The sequence below is a fragment of the Paenibacillus sp. FSL K6-1318 genome, from assembly GCF_037976905.1.
In the GTDB taxonomy this organism is placed as follows: domain Bacteria; phylum Bacillota; class Bacilli; order Paenibacillales; family Paenibacillaceae; genus Paenibacillus; species Paenibacillus amylolyticus_A.
The window spans coordinates 5,564,332-5,579,824 of the sequence record NZ_CP150270.1 but is presented as its reverse complement, the minus strand read 5'-3'; the positions used below and the strand labels follow the sequence as shown (position 1 = coordinate 5,579,824).

The 15,493-nt window shown below is 42.4% G+C and carries 15 protein-coding genes; 6 read left to right on the top strand and 9 right to left on the bottom strand.

Features of this window, described 5'->3' with window-relative positions; genetic code table 11:
- Positions 1-236: 236 nt before the first annotated feature.
- The gene (locus NYE45_RS24855; RefSeq protein ID WP_340014415.1) at positions 237-1,445 is read right to left on the bottom strand and encodes a DUF418 domain-containing protein; all 1,209 of its coding nucleotides are present in this window, start codon (positions 1,443-1,445) and stop codon (positions 237-239) included.
- 294 nt (positions 1,446-1,739) lie between these two features.
- On the opposite strand from NYE45_RS24855, the gene NYE45_RS24850 reads away from it, so the two are divergent.
- The 6 genes from NYE45_RS24850 to NYE45_RS24825 all read left to right on the top strand — a co-directional run bounded on the left by NYE45_RS24850 (position 1,740) and on the right by NYE45_RS24825 (position 6,648).
- Positions 1,740-2,498, top strand: coding sequence for an SDR family NAD(P)-dependent oxidoreductase (locus tag NYE45_RS24850; RefSeq protein WP_340014414.1), 759 nt, complete (start codon positions 1,740-1,742; stop codon positions 2,496-2,498).
- 63 nt (positions 2,499-2,561) lie between these two features.
- Positions 2,562-3,647, top strand: a complete 1,086-nt coding sequence (locus tag NYE45_RS24845; protein WP_340014413.1) for an alkene reductase — start codon at positions 2,562-2,564, stop codon at positions 3,645-3,647.
- A 79-nt stretch (positions 3,648-3,726) separates the two neighbouring features.
- Positions 3,727-4,725, top strand: a complete 999-nt coding sequence (locus tag NYE45_RS24840; RefSeq protein WP_340017437.1) for an NADP-dependent oxidoreductase — start codon at positions 3,727-3,729, stop codon at positions 4,723-4,725.
- A gap of 55 nt (positions 4,726-4,780) precedes the next feature.
- The gene (locus tag NYE45_RS24835; RefSeq protein WP_340014412.1) at positions 4,781-5,359 is read left to right on the top strand and encodes a TetR/AcrR family transcriptional regulator; all 579 of its coding nucleotides are present in this window, start codon (positions 4,781-4,783) and stop codon (positions 5,357-5,359) included.
- Between the two features lie 88 nt (positions 5,360-5,447).
- Entirely contained in the window at positions 5,448-6,230 is a 783-nt protein-coding gene (locus NYE45_RS24830; RefSeq protein ID WP_340014411.1) for an SDR family oxidoreductase, read from the top strand.
- A 25-nt stretch (positions 6,231-6,255) separates the two neighbouring features.
- On the top strand, positions 6,256-6,648 hold the full coding sequence (locus NYE45_RS24825) for a hypothetical protein (protein WP_076333212.1): 393 nt from the start codon (positions 6,256-6,258) through the stop codon (positions 6,646-6,648).
- A gap of 56 nt (positions 6,649-6,704) precedes the next feature.
- Here the strand turns inward: NYE45_RS24825 and NYE45_RS24820 are convergent, their stop codons facing one another.
- The 8 genes from NYE45_RS24820 to mprF form a co-directional block, all read right to left on the bottom strand.
- Positions 6,705-7,304, bottom strand: a complete 600-nt coding sequence (locus NYE45_RS24820; protein WP_340014410.1) for a methyltransferase domain-containing protein — start codon at positions 7,302-7,304, stop codon at positions 6,705-6,707.
- A 33-nt stretch (positions 7,305-7,337) separates the two neighbouring features.
- Entirely contained in the window at positions 7,338-8,381 is a 1,044-nt protein-coding gene (locus tag NYE45_RS24815; RefSeq protein WP_340017436.1) for a HAMP domain-containing sensor histidine kinase, read from the bottom strand.
- A 49-nt stretch (positions 8,382-8,430) separates the two neighbouring features.
- Complete coding sequence (locus tag NYE45_RS24810; protein ID WP_340014409.1) at positions 8,431-9,111, bottom strand: response regulator transcription factor; 681 nt, start codon at positions 9,109-9,111, stop codon at positions 8,431-8,433.
- 57 nt (positions 9,112-9,168) lie between these two features.
- Positions 9,169-9,735 (bottom strand): methyltransferase domain-containing protein, encoded by a 567-nt coding sequence (locus NYE45_RS24805; protein ID WP_340014408.1) that lies wholly within the window; start codon positions 9,733-9,735, stop codon positions 9,169-9,171.
- Positions 9,736-9,777: 42 nt separating this feature from the next.
- Complete coding sequence (locus NYE45_RS24800; protein WP_340014407.1) at positions 9,778-10,281, bottom strand: DedA family protein; 504 nt, start codon at positions 10,279-10,281, stop codon at positions 9,778-9,780.
- Between the two features lie 170 nt (positions 10,282-10,451).
- Positions 10,452-11,249: a HAMP domain-containing sensor histidine kinase gene (locus NYE45_RS24795; protein WP_340014406.1), complete on the bottom strand. Its 798-nt coding sequence runs from the start codon at positions 11,247-11,249 to the stop codon at positions 10,452-10,454.
- A 296-nt stretch (positions 11,250-11,545) separates the two neighbouring features.
- On the bottom strand, positions 11,546-12,193 hold the full coding sequence (locus NYE45_RS24790; RefSeq protein WP_340014405.1) for a phosphatase PAP2 family protein: 648 nt from the start codon (positions 12,191-12,193) through the stop codon (positions 11,546-11,548).
- A 630-nt stretch (positions 12,194-12,823) separates the two neighbouring features.
- Positions 12,824-15,457 carry a bifunctional lysylphosphatidylglycerol flippase/synthetase MprF gene (gene mprF / locus NYE45_RS24785; RefSeq protein ID WP_340014404.1) on the bottom strand — a complete coding sequence of 878 codons (2,634 nt, stop codon included), beginning with the start codon at positions 15,455-15,457 and terminating at the stop codon, positions 12,824-12,826.
- Between the last annotated feature and the right edge of the window lie 36 nt (positions 15,458-15,493).

Here is a 15,493-nt window from a genome sequence, read left to right as displayed (position 1 = left end):
GTTGAACGATCGAATCATGACGGTTATGCGTCGTTCATCAGCATGGATGAGGCGTAAAAGGAGGGCAAAGCAAGCAAGCGGTCGGACGTTCTAGCGGTGGACTAAGCAACAAAAATCATGCCCTAGGGAAACTCGCGCTAAGCCATTCTTCATCAACAAAACAGGCGACCAATCCCGGGTATACCGAGGATTAGTCGCCTGCTGAACTTTGTATACACTGATGAAGCAAAGTTATTCTAAGAAACGTTGGTTTTGGGAGGAGAAGCACTAAATAGTCTGTCAAAATATCGCATTAATGACTCAAGTGGACCCGTACCGAGACGAGAGATCAACCAGCCTAGAATCAACGTTACGATGAGGACTAGTAGATCCCCAAACGGCATCTCGCCATAACTATAATTGATTCCTGATAGAGAGAGTATCCATACAAATACGAACTGGATCGCATACATCGTTAACGCGACACGGCCAACCGCAGCAAATGGTCGTAAAAGAACATTTAATTTCTGGGGTATAAGGAAAGCAAACCCTAGCACCAGTAGAGCCACCCCAAGTCCTGCCATGGTTTGGAAAGTCGATGCACTATGCGGGGTTGTCCACAAAAGCATATGCCACATTGGTGATTCTACGTTTAAAGGCCAGATTGCATATTGGTCGGGTTGAGCCGCAACCCCTTGGACGCTCACTAGCCATGTTTCAAATGAGCGACCAAGTTCAGGTAGGACTTTCGAAGCCAGAGATTTAATGATAACTACCATAACCAAGCCGCCAAAAGCCAATGAGAGAGAAACACGCTTACGGGTTAAATCTAAACGGCCAATCGTCATCCCTGCAACAAAAGCAGGGGCAAGAGCAATGGAGGACATAGGACCGCCAGCAATGTCTGCAAGCAGGAATGATCCCAAGAACGCGCTTTGTCCGAGTATCATCAGAGGCGGAGCTAGCAGAGTCAAACTGACCGCTGTTGTTGCCAATGTTCGGGTGGAGCGGCCAACCAAAATTAATCCCAACACAAACATGGCTGCATAGGCGGGTAAAATGATACCGTAAGGAGTATTGAGCATAATCAACAGGTATCCGATCACATCAACAAAAACAGCCCGAGCAAGCATTTTGGCTCGAAATGAGCTATCATCCGTACCACGCTCTTTCATGCGCTGTGCCATGATTGAGTAGGAAATTCCCCCACATAGAACAAACAATAATGTTGTATTGCCTGATACGATGTTACCATTCCATTGTTTCTCCGCAAAGTGCTGTATAAACATGCCGATTACAGCTAAACCTCTTACGGCATCAAGCGCCATAAGACGCCCTGATCCACGGGAGTTGCCCTTCTTGATCTGCGTATCCTTGTTTTTTTTCTGAGAACGGGATTGGATCTCATCTACCTTATCCTCGTTTTCATGGCCGGATTCGTCCGGCGACTGAAATTTTAATGACAATTCGTATTCCTCCTTGTTTCTTTATATGTACGTTCGTACTTGTTACAGCTGTACTAATCCACTATATGTGGCACATGTCGCCAAAGTTTGATCGACTTGTAAACAAAATGTCACAGAGAAGAATTTCAACGTGATGAGAAGAAGAATCCAAAGTTAAAATAATTCTTTACTGTTCGTTCTAGAAATGGTATGCTAACAGCAAGTTAGATCTAACTGTTTTTTTTACACAATGAAGAACGATCGTTCTCAAAACAAAAATCATACTAATCTAAAGAATATGAGGGAGAGAATAAGATGAAATACACCGTAATTACAGGAGCAAGTTCAGGAATTGGATATGAAACGGCATTGGCATTTGCAGCACGTGGCAAAAACTTGATTTTGGTAGCTAGAAGATTGGAAAAGCTGGAAGAGCTTAAATCCACCATTCAGGGTATCGACCCTAAAGTAAATGTTGTCGTTCATACAAGCGACCTGTCTGTTACCGCAGAGGCGTACGAACTGTATAACGATTTGAAGGAATATCAGATTGAGACTTGGATCAATAATGCCGGGCTTGGAGAAGGCTCATTCATTGCTGAACAGAATTTGGATAAAGTGGAGACCATGCTGCGTGTTAACATCGAATCTTTGACCATTCTATCTACACTGTATGTGCGAGATTACGCGAATGTCGAAGGTACTCAGTTGATTAACGTCTCCTCCGCGCTCGGATATGCCATTGCTGTAGGCAGTGTTACTTATTCTGCATCGAAATACTACGTGAGTGCCTTCACAGAAGGTCTTGCCAAAGAACTGGAACTGAAAGGTGCAAAACTGAAAGCGAAGGTGCTTGCACCAGCGATCACGGAAACAGAATTTGTACAAAAATCAATAAACGCTGAAGCTTTTGATTACAAAGCAAATATGCCCAAATATCATACAGCTAAACAAATGGCGGGCTTCATGATCGATCTGTATGATCACAATGAAGTGGTCGTAGGAATTGTAGACCAGAACTATGAGTTCCAACTGACTGCTCCCATGTACCCGATTATTTCAGAACTAAGTTAATTCAGCAGCATCCACGAATAAAGCTTTCTACAAAATCTTAAATAAGAAGAGGAGTGTATTCAATTGGAAAAGATATGGAGTAAAACGAAGATTGGCAATATGGAACTGCCCCATCGACTAGCGATGGCACCCATGACACGTAGTCGGGCGCAAGAAGATGGTACACCTGGAGAGTTGGCGGCACTTTATTATGCTCAGCGTGCAACCATGGGACTACTGATTACGGAAGGTACACAACCATCTGATGATGGACAGGGTTACTTGTGGTCACCTGGTATCTATACCGACAAGCATATTGATGGATGGAAAAAGGTAACGGATGCGGTGCATGAAGCTGGCGGATATGTATATATCCAATTAATGCATGCTGGTCGCATGTCACATCCGGACAATACCCCGCATCATCGTCAACCGGTTGCTCCATCTGCAATTGCACCGGATGTAGAAATGTTCACGGCCACAGGGATGCAGGCCATCCCCGTACCAAGAGAGTTGAGTAAAGAGGATATTCAGACTACCATTGACGATTTCCGAAAAGCGGCTGCCGCGGCAATTAAAGCGGGTGCGGACGGCGTTGAAATTCATGGAGCTAATGGTTACTTGATCAATCAATTTTTAGGAGAAAATTCGAATACGCGCACAGATGAGTACGGCGGATCTATAGAGAATCGTGCTCGCTTCGCAATTGAAGTAACGAAAGCCATCGTGGAGGAAATAGGCGCAGAACGAACAGGATTCCGTATTTCACCAGGGACACCGCTGGGTGGAATTCAAGATGGCGAACAAGGTCCTGAACTCTATCGCTACCTTGTAAAAGAATTGGCTCAATTGGATTTGGTTTACCTTCATGTTATGCATCTTGGAAATGAGAACCTACTCCAAGACATTCGTTCAATTTGGCAAAATCCATTGTTAGTCAATCGGGCTGGAAGAACTTTGGAGGATCTCAGTGTAGATCTGGATCGAGGTCTCGCTGATCTGGTACCGGTTGGTGTATGGTCTTTAGCCAATCCAGATTTGGTGGAACGACTTCAACAAGGTGCGTCACTGAATGAAGCAGACCCGACAACATTCTTTGGAATGGGAAGTAAAGGCTACACGGACTATCCTACGTTGGAAGAATTAAAGTCGCAAGAGGGGCTACACTAGCACAAAGCATGTAAGGTGGCGTACAACTGAACATTGTGCGCCATGTTCTTAGTCTATAAGCAAAGGAAGAGGATAAATGATGAGAGCAGTCCAAATACGGAAATACTCCAAAAAAATCCAAGTGGAAATCAATGATATTGAGACACCTCAGATTCAGAGCCATGAGGTCCTCATTAGAGTAAAAGCTGCGGGTGTAAATCCACTGGATATCTTAAATATGAATGGCAGTGTTCGGATGATTGCTGACTATACGTTACCTTTAACTTTAGGTAATGAACTATCTGGTGTCATTGAAGCTGTCGGTGAAGATGTTTTGAAATTTAAAGTGGGTGATAAGGTGTATACCAGGTTGCCACTGAATAAAATTGGTGCTTTTGCTGAATATGCGGCTGTACATGAGGATGCTTTATCCATCATGCCTGAAGATCTTTCTTTTATCGAAGCTGCTGCAGTACCCCTTACTGCCTTGACTGCGTATCAAGCATTGCATGATGTACTCCGAGCTGAACCGAATAAAAAGCTGTTTATACCTGGAGGAACCGGTGGATTCGGTGCGATGGCTATCCCGATTGCCAAGTCCATGGGGCTAACGGTGATTACAAGTGGCAGCGAAAGAGGCAGATCACGTACATTGTCGATCGGAGCAGATCAATTTATTAATTATAAAAAAGAGAATTATGCTGATATCCTGTCCGATATCGATTATGTGATCGACACCTTGGGTGCAGAGGAAATCAAAGCTGAACTGAGCATTTTGAAACCACAGGGAAAATTAGTTTCTTTGAAAGCGGGGCCCAATTATCGTTTTGCAGCGGACAGCCATTTTCCGATGTGGAAAAAAGCATTGTTTGGTCTCGTAGGTGCACGCCTGGATTCTTTAGCGCGTAAAAATCAAAATGAATATCGTTTTGTATTCGTACACTCCAGTGGGCGTCAATTACAAGAAATCACAGCCCTTGTAGAAAAAGAAGGAATCAAACCCTCGATCGATTCAACGTATACGTTTGATGAAATTGAAAAAGCATTGATTAAAGTGTCCACGGGTCACTCCCAGGGGAAAGTCATTCTTACCTTTTAATGCCAAACGAGAGCATGTTATTTCAATGTTCTTTTTCTGAACAGGAGGGAAGCTAATGGCGAGAAGCAAAGAGTTTGAAGAGTCTGTTGTACTGGATAAGGCGATGAGACTTTTTTGGGAACAAGGCTATGAGAAGACGTCTATGACGGATCTGGTCAATCATATGGGAATTCATCGTAAAAGCTTGTATGACACATTTGGCGACAAACATACCTTGTTTCTAAAGTCAGTAGATCTGTATGATCACAAAATCAGCTCCGCCCTTGCAGCAGGCGTAGAGCGTTCCAAAACGGCAACTGAAGCACTTCAGTTTATATTTTCTTCTTTAATTCATGGAGAGGAATCTCCAGCATCAGGCTGCTTCATTGTCAATTCGACGGTAGAATTGGCGGCACGGGATGACGACATGAACAACCGATCGAAGGAGATGTTTGCAAATACCGAGAAACTAATCAAGGACATTATGGTGTGGGGACAGCGAGAAAATGAATTCACTACGGAGTACAACGCCGAGGTATTGGCGGAATATCTGCATAATGTTGGCGTTGGGTTAAGGGTAATGACCAAGACTTCGATGACCAAGGAAAAACTGCTTCGTATAGCGACACTATCCATGGATCTCATACGGAAGTAGTCTATTTTTTCACCATTATAGAATGTTCATTCTAATATTGATGTTCCAGATGAAGCATATTTTTTTGCAAAGAGAGGCAGGCAAAAACATGAGAAAGACAGTACTTATCACAGGCGTATCGGGTGGGATCGGTAAAGAGTTAGCCGATCGGTTTGCCAAAGGTGGACATCATATTGTGCTGGTAGCACGAAGCGAGGGTAAGATACAGGATCTAGCTCAGGAGTATCAGAAAAAGTATGGTATTCAGACGACGGTTATTGCCAAAGATGTGGCGGCACCTGGGGTACCACAGGAGATTTATAATGAGCTGAAGGAAAAGGGCATTGTTGTTGACTATCTTGTCAATAATGCAGGCTTCGGTCTGTTCGGGACGTTTATGGAAACGGATCTGGAACAAGAAGTCAATATGATTGACGTAAATATAACGGCTTTAACCGTCATGACAAAACTATTCTTGCCGGGGATGATCCAACGTGGGCACGGCGGCGTGATGAATGTGGCTTCATTGGTAGGATTTTTCCCTGGACCGATGATGTCGGTATATTATGCAACAAAGGCATACGTACTATCGTTTACCGAGGCTTTGGAGAATGAAGTAAGCGGAACTGGTGTTACGGTGACAGCACTGTGTCCAGGCCTGACATCCACCGGGTTTGTTGATCGGTCGGGTATGGGGGTCTCGAAGATGTTGCAGGGCCCAATTATGGAAGCTGGACAGGTGGCGGAAGAAGGATATCAAGGCTTCTTGCGTGGCAAGACGTTAATTATGCCTGGAGCTCGAAATCGATTCATTGCATTTATGCCGCGCTTGTTACCACGTAAGATGATGACTCGCATGATTAGATCCTCCCAAGACAAGACAGGACATTAAATATTAAAAAAAGGAGCTGGTCGAAATGATTTTTTATGATTCCCCTCAAGCAACCGTTACATGGAATGAGGAAAACAAGGTAGTTGTTTTGCAATGGAAGAGCTTTGCGAAAGGTGAACAATATCGTATACCGCTAAATAAAGTGTTGGAGTTAGCGGTGCAAAAACGCACAAATAAGGCGTTATACGATAGCCGTCACTTGGCCGTTATTTCGCCAGATGACCAAGAATGGGTTGCACAAGAGTGGTATCTGAGATCAATGGAGGCCGGAATTACGCATTCAGCACTGATTGTTCCCCATAAAGCGATAGCTAAATCAAGTGCAAACCGAATGCTCTCAGGAATGGATATATCCAATCCAACTCAAGAATTCCATGACATAGATGAGGCATTTCATTGGCTGGCAACCGTAAAATGAGAATGTAACAAAACAGGATATGCATAAATCAATTGAGTGCTGTAGTAATAATGCAATCAGCTTTCCCCCAATTCTCTCGTTTCACCGTGTCCTTCCTCTTCCTTCTTACGACAAATATACACAAATACAGGAGGGAAGCTGAAGGGCTCAAATTGGATTTTTTCAATCTCGAATAGTTCAGCTAATCGTTTCTTCATATGAAGGGAGTACTGGTATAAAACTAACGTGCCACCAGGTCGGAGCGCTGTATGGATCTGTGACAGGATGTTTTGTCTCATTTCTCTGGAAAAATTAAAAAAGGGCAGTCCGCAAATGATGCTATCCAACTGATGCACATGTTCTTGGTTGATCCTTTTCAATAGATAGGATGCATTCGAATGGAACATGAATTCAGGATATGTTTTCTTCAGATTACTTCTCATTTTGGGGTCTCTTTCAAATAGAAACACGGTTGCAGATTTCGGTAATTGTGCTCTTATGAGCCGGGTGATGGCACCTGTTCCTGGTCCCAGCTCTGCAATGGTTTTGATCTCATCCCATCGTACAGACTGGACAATTTTCTTGGCCAAAGATTTGGAGCTGGGGAGGACACTGCCTACGCGTTTGGGATTCTTTAGAAATCCTTGCAGAAAGAGAAGTGGTTCGGATGTTTTCATGTGGTGTCCTCCGTTATCAATGCTATTGATGTTTCACTGGATGTTAGAAGGCAAGCTTAGTTGGAATATAAATACGTTACGCGTATGTTTTAGTGTTAAAAACCCCTGATGTAACTCCGCAATATTCCTCGCAATAGAAAGACCTAGACCAGATCCTGACTGAATGCCTTCGCTATTTCTCGAATAATCCACCTTATAAAAGCGATCAAACAGTCTGTTTTTTTGTTCTATCGTTAGTGGCATGCCTTTATTCTCTACATCAATGGTAACGTGATTATGCTGCACACTCATTCGAACATGAATCGTGCCCGGTTTAAAGGAATACTTCAGTGCATTCATGAGAAGATTGTCGATGGCTCGTGCAATCTTATCGCTATCCAGGGAAACCATGATTGGAGCATCACCGAGTTTTTTTTCAATACGAATCCCATGCTCCTGAGCTAAAGGTTCGAATTCAAACAACAATTGTTCTAATAGCTGACAGAGGTCAACAGTTTTCAAATCCAGTTGGGTGTTCACTGCGTTAAGACGCGTATATTCAAATAAATCATCGAGTAACTTCTTCAAATGGGTTGCTTTGTTATAGGTGTTTTGGATGAAACGGTTATACTCTGCTTTGTCTTGAAATGATTCTGATTTGAGAAGCTCAATATAGCCAATTATGCTGGTAAGCGGTGTACGCAGGTCATGTGAGATGCCAGTGATCATGTCCATCTTGGATTGCTCCAATTCACGTTCTTTAGCAATCTGTTGCTTTAACTGTTCTGTCATGTGATTGATATTGGAAGCGACTCTTCCAAGTTCATCTTGTCGATTAACGGGCACCCGGTAATTCAGATTTCCTTCGGATATGATTTGAAGCCCTTGCTCTAATGTAATGAGATCTCTCACAATTTTTCGTGTGGAAAACAAAAAAATTAATGTGAAAATTACGATGAAGATTGGTGTTAGAACGTAAGGAAAGATGTAGAGAAGCGAAGGCCAATTAAATCTTTCACTAATTTTTGCGGCACCTATGATTAACATATTATTTACACCCACAGAGCCAACAAACGAAATCAATAAACTGATCAACATTCGATATAGGATGTTAATCTGTATCTTTTTTTTAAACTGTGGTAATCGTTTAATCAATTTTATAACCCACTCCCCATACCGTTTTAATATACTGAGGTTCTCTCGGATTCAATTCCAGCTTTTCTCGCAGATTGCGAATATGGACCATCACCGTATTATCGGAATATCCATAAGGTTCTTTCCACACGGTCTCATAAATCTTCTCGGAGCTAAATACTTGTCCGGAATGGCTTGCAAGTAACACCAAAATGGAAAATTCCAGGGGAGTTAGTGGAATGTCTTTTTCTTTTAGCTTCACGGAATGTTTACTTGTATCAATGACAAGGTCCTTAATCAAAATAAGTGAATTGGATTCTGGTTTACCGATCAGTGTTTGACGTCTTAGCTGAGCCTTAACGCGGGCAAGTAACTCTAATGGATTAAACGGTTTGACCATGTAATCGTCAGCCCCGGTAGTCAGGCCTGTAATTTTATCAATGTCCTCTTCCTTGGCGGATAGCATAATAATGGGAATGGTGGATACTTCTCTTATTTTGAAGCAGGCTTTGATTCCATCCATAATGGGCATCATAACATCCAGAATAACGAGCTGGACCGATGTTGTTTTGATCATATTTAGCGCTTCTTCCCCATTGGCTGCTTCAATGACATGATATCCTTCGTTACGTAAATAGACATGAATGACATCACGGATATCGGGTTCATCATCAACAACGAGAATGGTACTCATGATTCAACACTCCTTAAAAATTAAGATAACATCAGTGTAAACGATAGCCCGGAATGTTTAAATTGTTTCCTTTTTGCGACAGACATAAACGAACGCAGGTGGGATATTCAAAGGCACTAATTCTATTTTTTCGATGATAAAGTGCTCGGATAATGTTTTTTTCATTTGAAGAGAATATTGAAAGGCGATAAATAACCCTCCAGGCTTGAGTGCCTTATGGATCTGGTCTACCAACGTATTTCTTAATTCAGCCTCAAAGTTGAAGAACGGCAATCCGCTAAAAATGTAATCCAGTTGCTGAACTCCCTCTTGCTTCATGGATTCCACTAACCGAGAGGCATCCGGGTAACAGGAGAATTGAGGGTATGTGGTCTGCAGATTATTTCTCATCGTTTCGTTCATCTCAAACAATAACACTTTAGTTGAATCCTGTACCTGTTGATGAATATAACGAGTGATGGCACCTGTACCCGAGCCGAGTTCGGCGACTGCTTTGGCCTCCAGCCAAGAAGCTTGATTCACCATGTTGTTGGCCAGAAACCGGGAACTGGGTATGATACTGCCAACATGTTTGGGGCTTTGAAGAAAGCTTTTCAGAAATAAGATAGGTTCATTGGAATTCATTGAGATTCCTCCATGTAAGTAATGATATGTGATTCAATCCGGTCAAAAATGGAATAATTGAAGCGTAGATAGAATGGGACCACCGAAATAAATTCCTGCTGTAAAATAGGTGATGGTCCAGAGCAAAGCACTGGAATATGAAATGAGAGCAAATTTCCGATAATGAACGCCGCTCAGCCCAATCACCACAGGGAGGACGTATCGCACAAGCGGGATAAACAAACCGATGCACATTGCCCAATTGCCGTACTGGTTCAGAATTCGTTCAGCCTTGACGAAGTGTTTATGATGTTGAAATCTGTGTTTTATCTTGGGTCCGAACATCTTTCCTGCAAAATAAGCAAAGGTAATGGCCGTTAAAAGTCCTGCCAGAATGCAAAAGTATGTGATCCATGAATTGATAACTCCTGTGTGGCTCAGAATGGCACCGCTGATAATCGTGATCTCATTTGGAATTGGTATCCCGAAAGGCCCTAATGAGAAGGCAAAATAAAAAATCAGATATCCATACTGATGAAGTAGCTCTAAGATCGTATTACTGATCATTGTTTTGCCTCCTCTCTTGTTGATATAGAAATCATAATGAAAAAAACTAAGGAATTAATGAGCATATTTCTGAAGAAAATCTAAAGAATACATAAGCAAAGCCACACAACTATGTTCAAGAGAAAAAAGCCTTGCCAACTTACTGGCAAGACTTGAACAGGTAGAACTATTCAGGAACGGTGATCAAGTGGCACAGTCACAACAATAATGTTGTTCGCGTGATTCAAAGTTAACGTGCCACCCTGAAGCTTAATCATATTTCTGGCGATATGAAGGCCCATTGCAGTTCTGGCATAGACCTCTGGTGCAGAACGGGATGAGCTATGCTGTTGTGTGTGATCCATAGGTATGCCGTATGCATCAGAATGAGAGGAGAAATTACCTTCTATCCCAATAACGAGCTGTCTGTGATCAGCTTTGAAGATCAGGCGAATGGTACCTGGCTGAGTGGAGTGTTTGAGCACATGGAATAGTAGATTATGGAGTGCCATTTCTATTTTTACAACATCGATATGAGCCATAATCGGAGAAGAAGGCAACTCTTTTTCCACCATAAAGTCATGATCTTTCGCTGTCGATTCAAAGTCAGAAATGGTTCGCTGCATAAGCTGAACGACGTCCGTTTTTTCTAAATTCAACTGGGTATCATGGGAAGAGAGTCGGGCATGCTGGATTAGATCATTCATTAGCTTTCGAAATTGAAAGGCATCTGTATATGTTTCTTGTACAATCCGGTTATATTCTTCCTGGTTCGGAACGGATTTGGTTTTTAACAACTCCACATTTCGAATGATCCCTTCCAGGGGTGCGTAAAGTTCATTTGATATGCCTTCAATCCATTCTCTCTTGGCGGTCTCGCTCTCATGTTCCTCGATCATCTGTTCTTGCAATTGCTCCACGATGGAATGAAGTTGAGACGAAATTTTTCTTAATTCAACTAGTTGCAGTGGAGGTACTCGATAGCTCAAGTCTCCTTCAGATATGATGCTTATCGCGTGGTCCAAAGTGGCAATTTCCCTAACGATGCGATGAGTCGGAATGAAAAAAGATATCACAAAAAACGTAGTAAATAGGATAAGAACAAGGTATGCCAGGTGCAATTGCAATAGATGCAGCTTGGCTAGATGATGAACTGCGGCAAGCGGAAGCATGCATATGAAGGTCATGAGCAAGGCTAGCAAAAAACTCAAACCAGAACTGATAAGGATATGGAAACGAATACTATATTTGCGATAAAACCAGGGGGAGTCTGTCAATGTTCATCTCACTCCAATCGAGCCGATTCAACACGGGATGAGAGAGCATGGAGGGCTGTTCCAGCCAAGCGGAAACAAAGCTCTCCCACCAGGATGCCGCCTGCAATATCTACGACGACATGTTGTTTCACCAATACGGTAGACATCATAATAAGAACGGAGAGGGTGGAAGTCATCGCCCATACCGCTCGTCCAAACACATTCGTTCCTCTAAGGATCAGATAACTGGTTAGCACATGAATGCTCGGAAAACAGTTGTAGGGTTGATCGTTACGGTAGATGTAATCAACCATCGTGAAGAGAAAGCCTTTATCACCCTGAATGTTCGGGCGCTCAATCGCTGTCTGGAACAGAGCGAAGAAGATGTATGAGATCACCAGACCGCTGCAAAGTGCAATGAGCGTTTGAAAATAGGTTCGTTTGTCCTTAAAAGCAAGTGCTATTAATGCACCTGTAATGAACGGATACCATAATACATAAGGAATGATAAAGGCCGGGACAAAAGGGATCATGGAATCCACGGATGTTGCAAGACTATAGACATGATTCCCAGGCCGATTTAGTACTCCATAGAAGATATTTAAGATTGGAACGGATGCAAGCCAAAGCAGGGAAAGCCAGGCTGATTTGGTAGATGACGGACTGGAAAGCTTCAAATGCTCAACTCCTATACGGATTTATCAATGTATCCATAGTAGAGATAAACTCTGAAGAACTTGAGAGGGATTTTCTAAAGAATTTCTGAATATCAGGTAAAGTTTGTCTCGAAAATGAGTGGTATGAACAGATTGTACAAAAGAAGAGCCGAGACGTCATAATGACGACTCAGCTCTTTTTATGTCCCATGAGGACGGACTTTTTGAAATCAGATTATTGTAGGAAGTAGAACCAGTTCAATTTTATACCAGTAACAAAAAACAAAACAATCCATCCCCACAGAAATAACAAACGTAGAGGTCGTGGAATCAGTAGATATTCTGAGTACAATTTACTGAAAAATATCATCACAGTAATAACCACCCTTGCTAAGTTAATCCCTTATATCCGCTTTCGAAAGAAAAAGAAGTAAGACGATAAGATAACCAAGGTCCCAATAAGTCTATATACCGTGGCGTAGGCCTCAAGGTTGCTTCTGGCCATTACAAATCCGATGATCGAAATAGTTATTATCAAAAGACCAAAGAGGATCTTATAAATCAGACGAAAAACCTCCAGTTATATCAAAATTAGGTATATTATATCATGATAAATACCAGAGGTCTTTTTTATCAGATTCAACCCTACCATTACTCATTAGGACAACGGGATACTAACCCAATAAGATCAAGTGTAAGCATAGGAAGTGCCATGCCTGAAGGATAAGCCAAGTATCTCGCATGCCATTCCGGAGAGAATTTTTCCTTGTATCGGCGTAATCCTTCAAATCCATACCAGTACCCACCATATCGAAAGACCAGACGGGCTAGTTTTTCTTCACGATGAGAGTTCTGATTCTCACCGACGCTGGAGAGCGGAGACATTCCGAGATTAAAGTAAGAATACCCCTGTTCTTTGGCCCATTCAATCAATCGTACAAATAGCACATCCATCGTACCGTTTGGTGTATCATTCAGATGACGCATTAGATCAATGGAGATGACCTGATGATGACTATAGGATGGGGCCAGCGTTGCAAAAGCCAAAATATTGCCTTGTGCATTACGAAGCAGTGTTAAGGGTGAGCGCTGAATATAGGTTTCGTTGAACCATCCTAATGAGTACGTTTTTTCTTTGCGGTCACCGAGCCACTCGTCCGAAATCTGACGCAATTCAGAGAGTAATTCTGAAGAATATGGCGGGGATAATATTTCAAAGATCTGCCCTTCGCGATCTGACTTATTTAAGGCTGTTCGTAAGTTTTGATTACTTTTCCCACTTAGAGTAAAGGTATCTAGAGGTACCAAAGCTTCTTCACCTAATTTGAAAAATTTGTAGCCATTCTCATGATAGATCGATAGGTATTCAGGTGTAGCCTGATAAAAAACCACGGTCAATGCATAATGATGCGCATAGCTCTGAAATTGTTGAATTGCAGCACCAACAAGGTTTTTATTGCCGATTGGATCACCAAGTACGATGAGTTTCTGACGTACTTGAGCGTACGGAATCAGGACCTGATCATTTTGAGCCCAGTAAAAATGTTTGTCACCCAGATAGAGGAGATGAGTTAACAGATTACCGTCTTCTGTGGCAATGAATTGAGTGAATTTATCCATATCTTCTTCATCAGGGCGCATTTCTGTATAGCGAGACGGACGCAATGTAAAGACAAAAGCCATCACAATCAAAGCGCCCATTAATCCACTAAGCGCTGTTAACATATAGTCGTGAGGATGTGACACCCATTGTTGCGCACGCATGGGCAGGTGTTGCAGAATAGCCGGATGCAGCTGTGAACCTATAATGTAATACGACAACGATGAGATGAGAGCAAGAAACGTCCAGATCCAGATGCTTCGTGCAGATATACGAATACTCTCACGATTAAATCGTGTAGGGGATATCCACAGAATGAACGCCACGGTTAATAATATAAGTGCTTCTTCGTAATCATATCCTTTGGCAAATGTGAAAATAGCTCCTGCTAACAACAATGCTCCAGTCCACAAGTAAGCTCGGCGAATACGCATGGATATCCCCCAGGATATGACGATAAGCATGATACCGATAGTTACTGACAATTGTTCAGATAAGCGCATCATGGATAAAGATAACAGATGTTCCATGAAGCGCAACCGATCTATAAGGCCTGGAGAAACCGCGGAGATGAGTAGAAGGACCCCGCTAGCGAATACGAGCTTGCCAAGTATCCACGCACCCAGATCACTAAGCAAACTGAAACGTGAAGGCCAATTCCAGCATCTGACCCATATGTTACGTGTAGCATTGAAACAGTTCTTCGTAATATCCTGCCATTGCTTTCGACTTGGACGCATCTCAAGCCCGGCCAATACCAGACCGATGAGCCAAGGAATGACAAAGTAAAACATGCGGAATAACAACAAAATCATCAGTGCTCGAGAAGGCTCAACACCTAAAGTTTGCAATCCGAGTAAGGCGATCAGATCAAAAGCACCAATGCCGCCTGGAGCCATACTAATGATTCCCGCAATGGCTGCCACAACGTAAACCCCGAATACCGGAGCGAACGGTAAGGGATGCAGATCAGAAAAACCAAACAACCAAAATAATGTTCCTGCACAAGCCCATTCCAGCACAGAGGAACCCAGAGAAGTGATAATGACGCTCCACGGTAATCTGCCATTTCCCTTGTTAAACCATTTGGCGAATAGGGATGACCGTTGCATGAGTAAGAAAAATGGCAAGTATAAGGCAACTCCCCATACACCGAGTCGTAGCCAAGGATGTTGTTCAAATAGGGGTTCTACAGGCAAGATACCAATTAGTGCAAGACCGCCAAGCAAGGATAGGCCGACCAATAAAATAGGCGATAAAAAAAGTATGGCAGCGCCCATTGTTTTCATGGGAATCCCGCTTTTCTTATAAAGAAACGCACGTAATCCTACACCGGTAAGACCTGCGAATCCAATCATATTATTAAAAGTGTTAGCAATCCAGGCGTAACGATATGTGGTTATCCAATGAATATCGAGCTTAAACTGTTTGCGAATAAGAAAATCATACGTACTCATTACAGATACGGCTAGAAAAGAAGCAATGATTAATTGAATGATGACATGAACCGGCTTCATATGTATTTCATGAATAATGCTAGCTATATTAATACGCTGAATCTCATGTCTTCCGTATACATAGATGATGACGAGAATCGTTACAGGGATTAGAGCTCTAATGATTTTGGATTGATAACAAGCTTTTAGAAACTGAAATAACTTAAGGTTTTGAAGCAAATCTTTCATTGTATCTTGGACTCCACCTTTATGAAAAAATAGAAT

Bases quoted from the DNA above. Each gene is read 5' to 3' on its own strand.
- NYE45_RS24850 (WP_340014414.1), top strand. From the start codon at position 1,740: ATGAAATACACCGTAATTACAGGAGCAAGTTCAGGAATTGGATATGAA.
- NYE45_RS24840 (WP_340017437.1), top strand. From the start codon at position 3,727: ATGAGAGCAGTCCAAATACGGAAATACTCCAAAAAAATCCAAGTGGAA.
- NYE45_RS24835 (WP_340014412.1), top strand. From the start codon at position 4,781: ATGGCGAGAAGCAAAGAGTTTGAAGAGTCTGTTGTACTGGATAAGGCG.
- NYE45_RS24830 (WP_340014411.1), top strand. From the start codon at position 5,448: ATGAGAAAGACAGTACTTATCACAGGCGTATCGGGTGGGATCGGTAAA.
- NYE45_RS24825 (WP_076333212.1), top strand. From the start codon at position 6,256: ATGATTTTTTATGATTCCCCTCAAGCAACCGTTACATGGAATGAGGAA.
- NYE45_RS24820 (WP_340014410.1), bottom strand. From the start codon at position 7,304: ATGAAAACATCCGAACCACTTCTCTTTCTGCAAGGATTTCTAAAGAAT.
- NYE45_RS24815 (WP_340017436.1), bottom strand. From the start codon at position 8,381: ATGTTGATCAGTTTATTGATTTCGTTTGTTGGCTCTGTGGGTGTAAAT.
- NYE45_RS24810 (WP_340014409.1), bottom strand. From the start codon at position 9,111: ATGAGTACCATTCTCGTTGTTGATGATGAACCCGATATCCGTGATGTC.
- NYE45_RS24805 (WP_340014408.1), bottom strand. From the start codon at position 9,735: ATGAATTCCAATGAACCTATCTTATTTCTGAAAAGCTTTCTTCAAAGC.
- NYE45_RS24800 (WP_340014407.1), bottom strand. From the start codon at position 10,281: ATGATCAGTAATACGATCTTAGAGCTACTTCATCAGTATGGATATCTG.
- mprF (WP_340014404.1), bottom strand. From the start codon at position 15,457: ATGAAAGATTTGCTTCAAAACCTTAAGTTATTTCAGTTTCTAAAAGCT.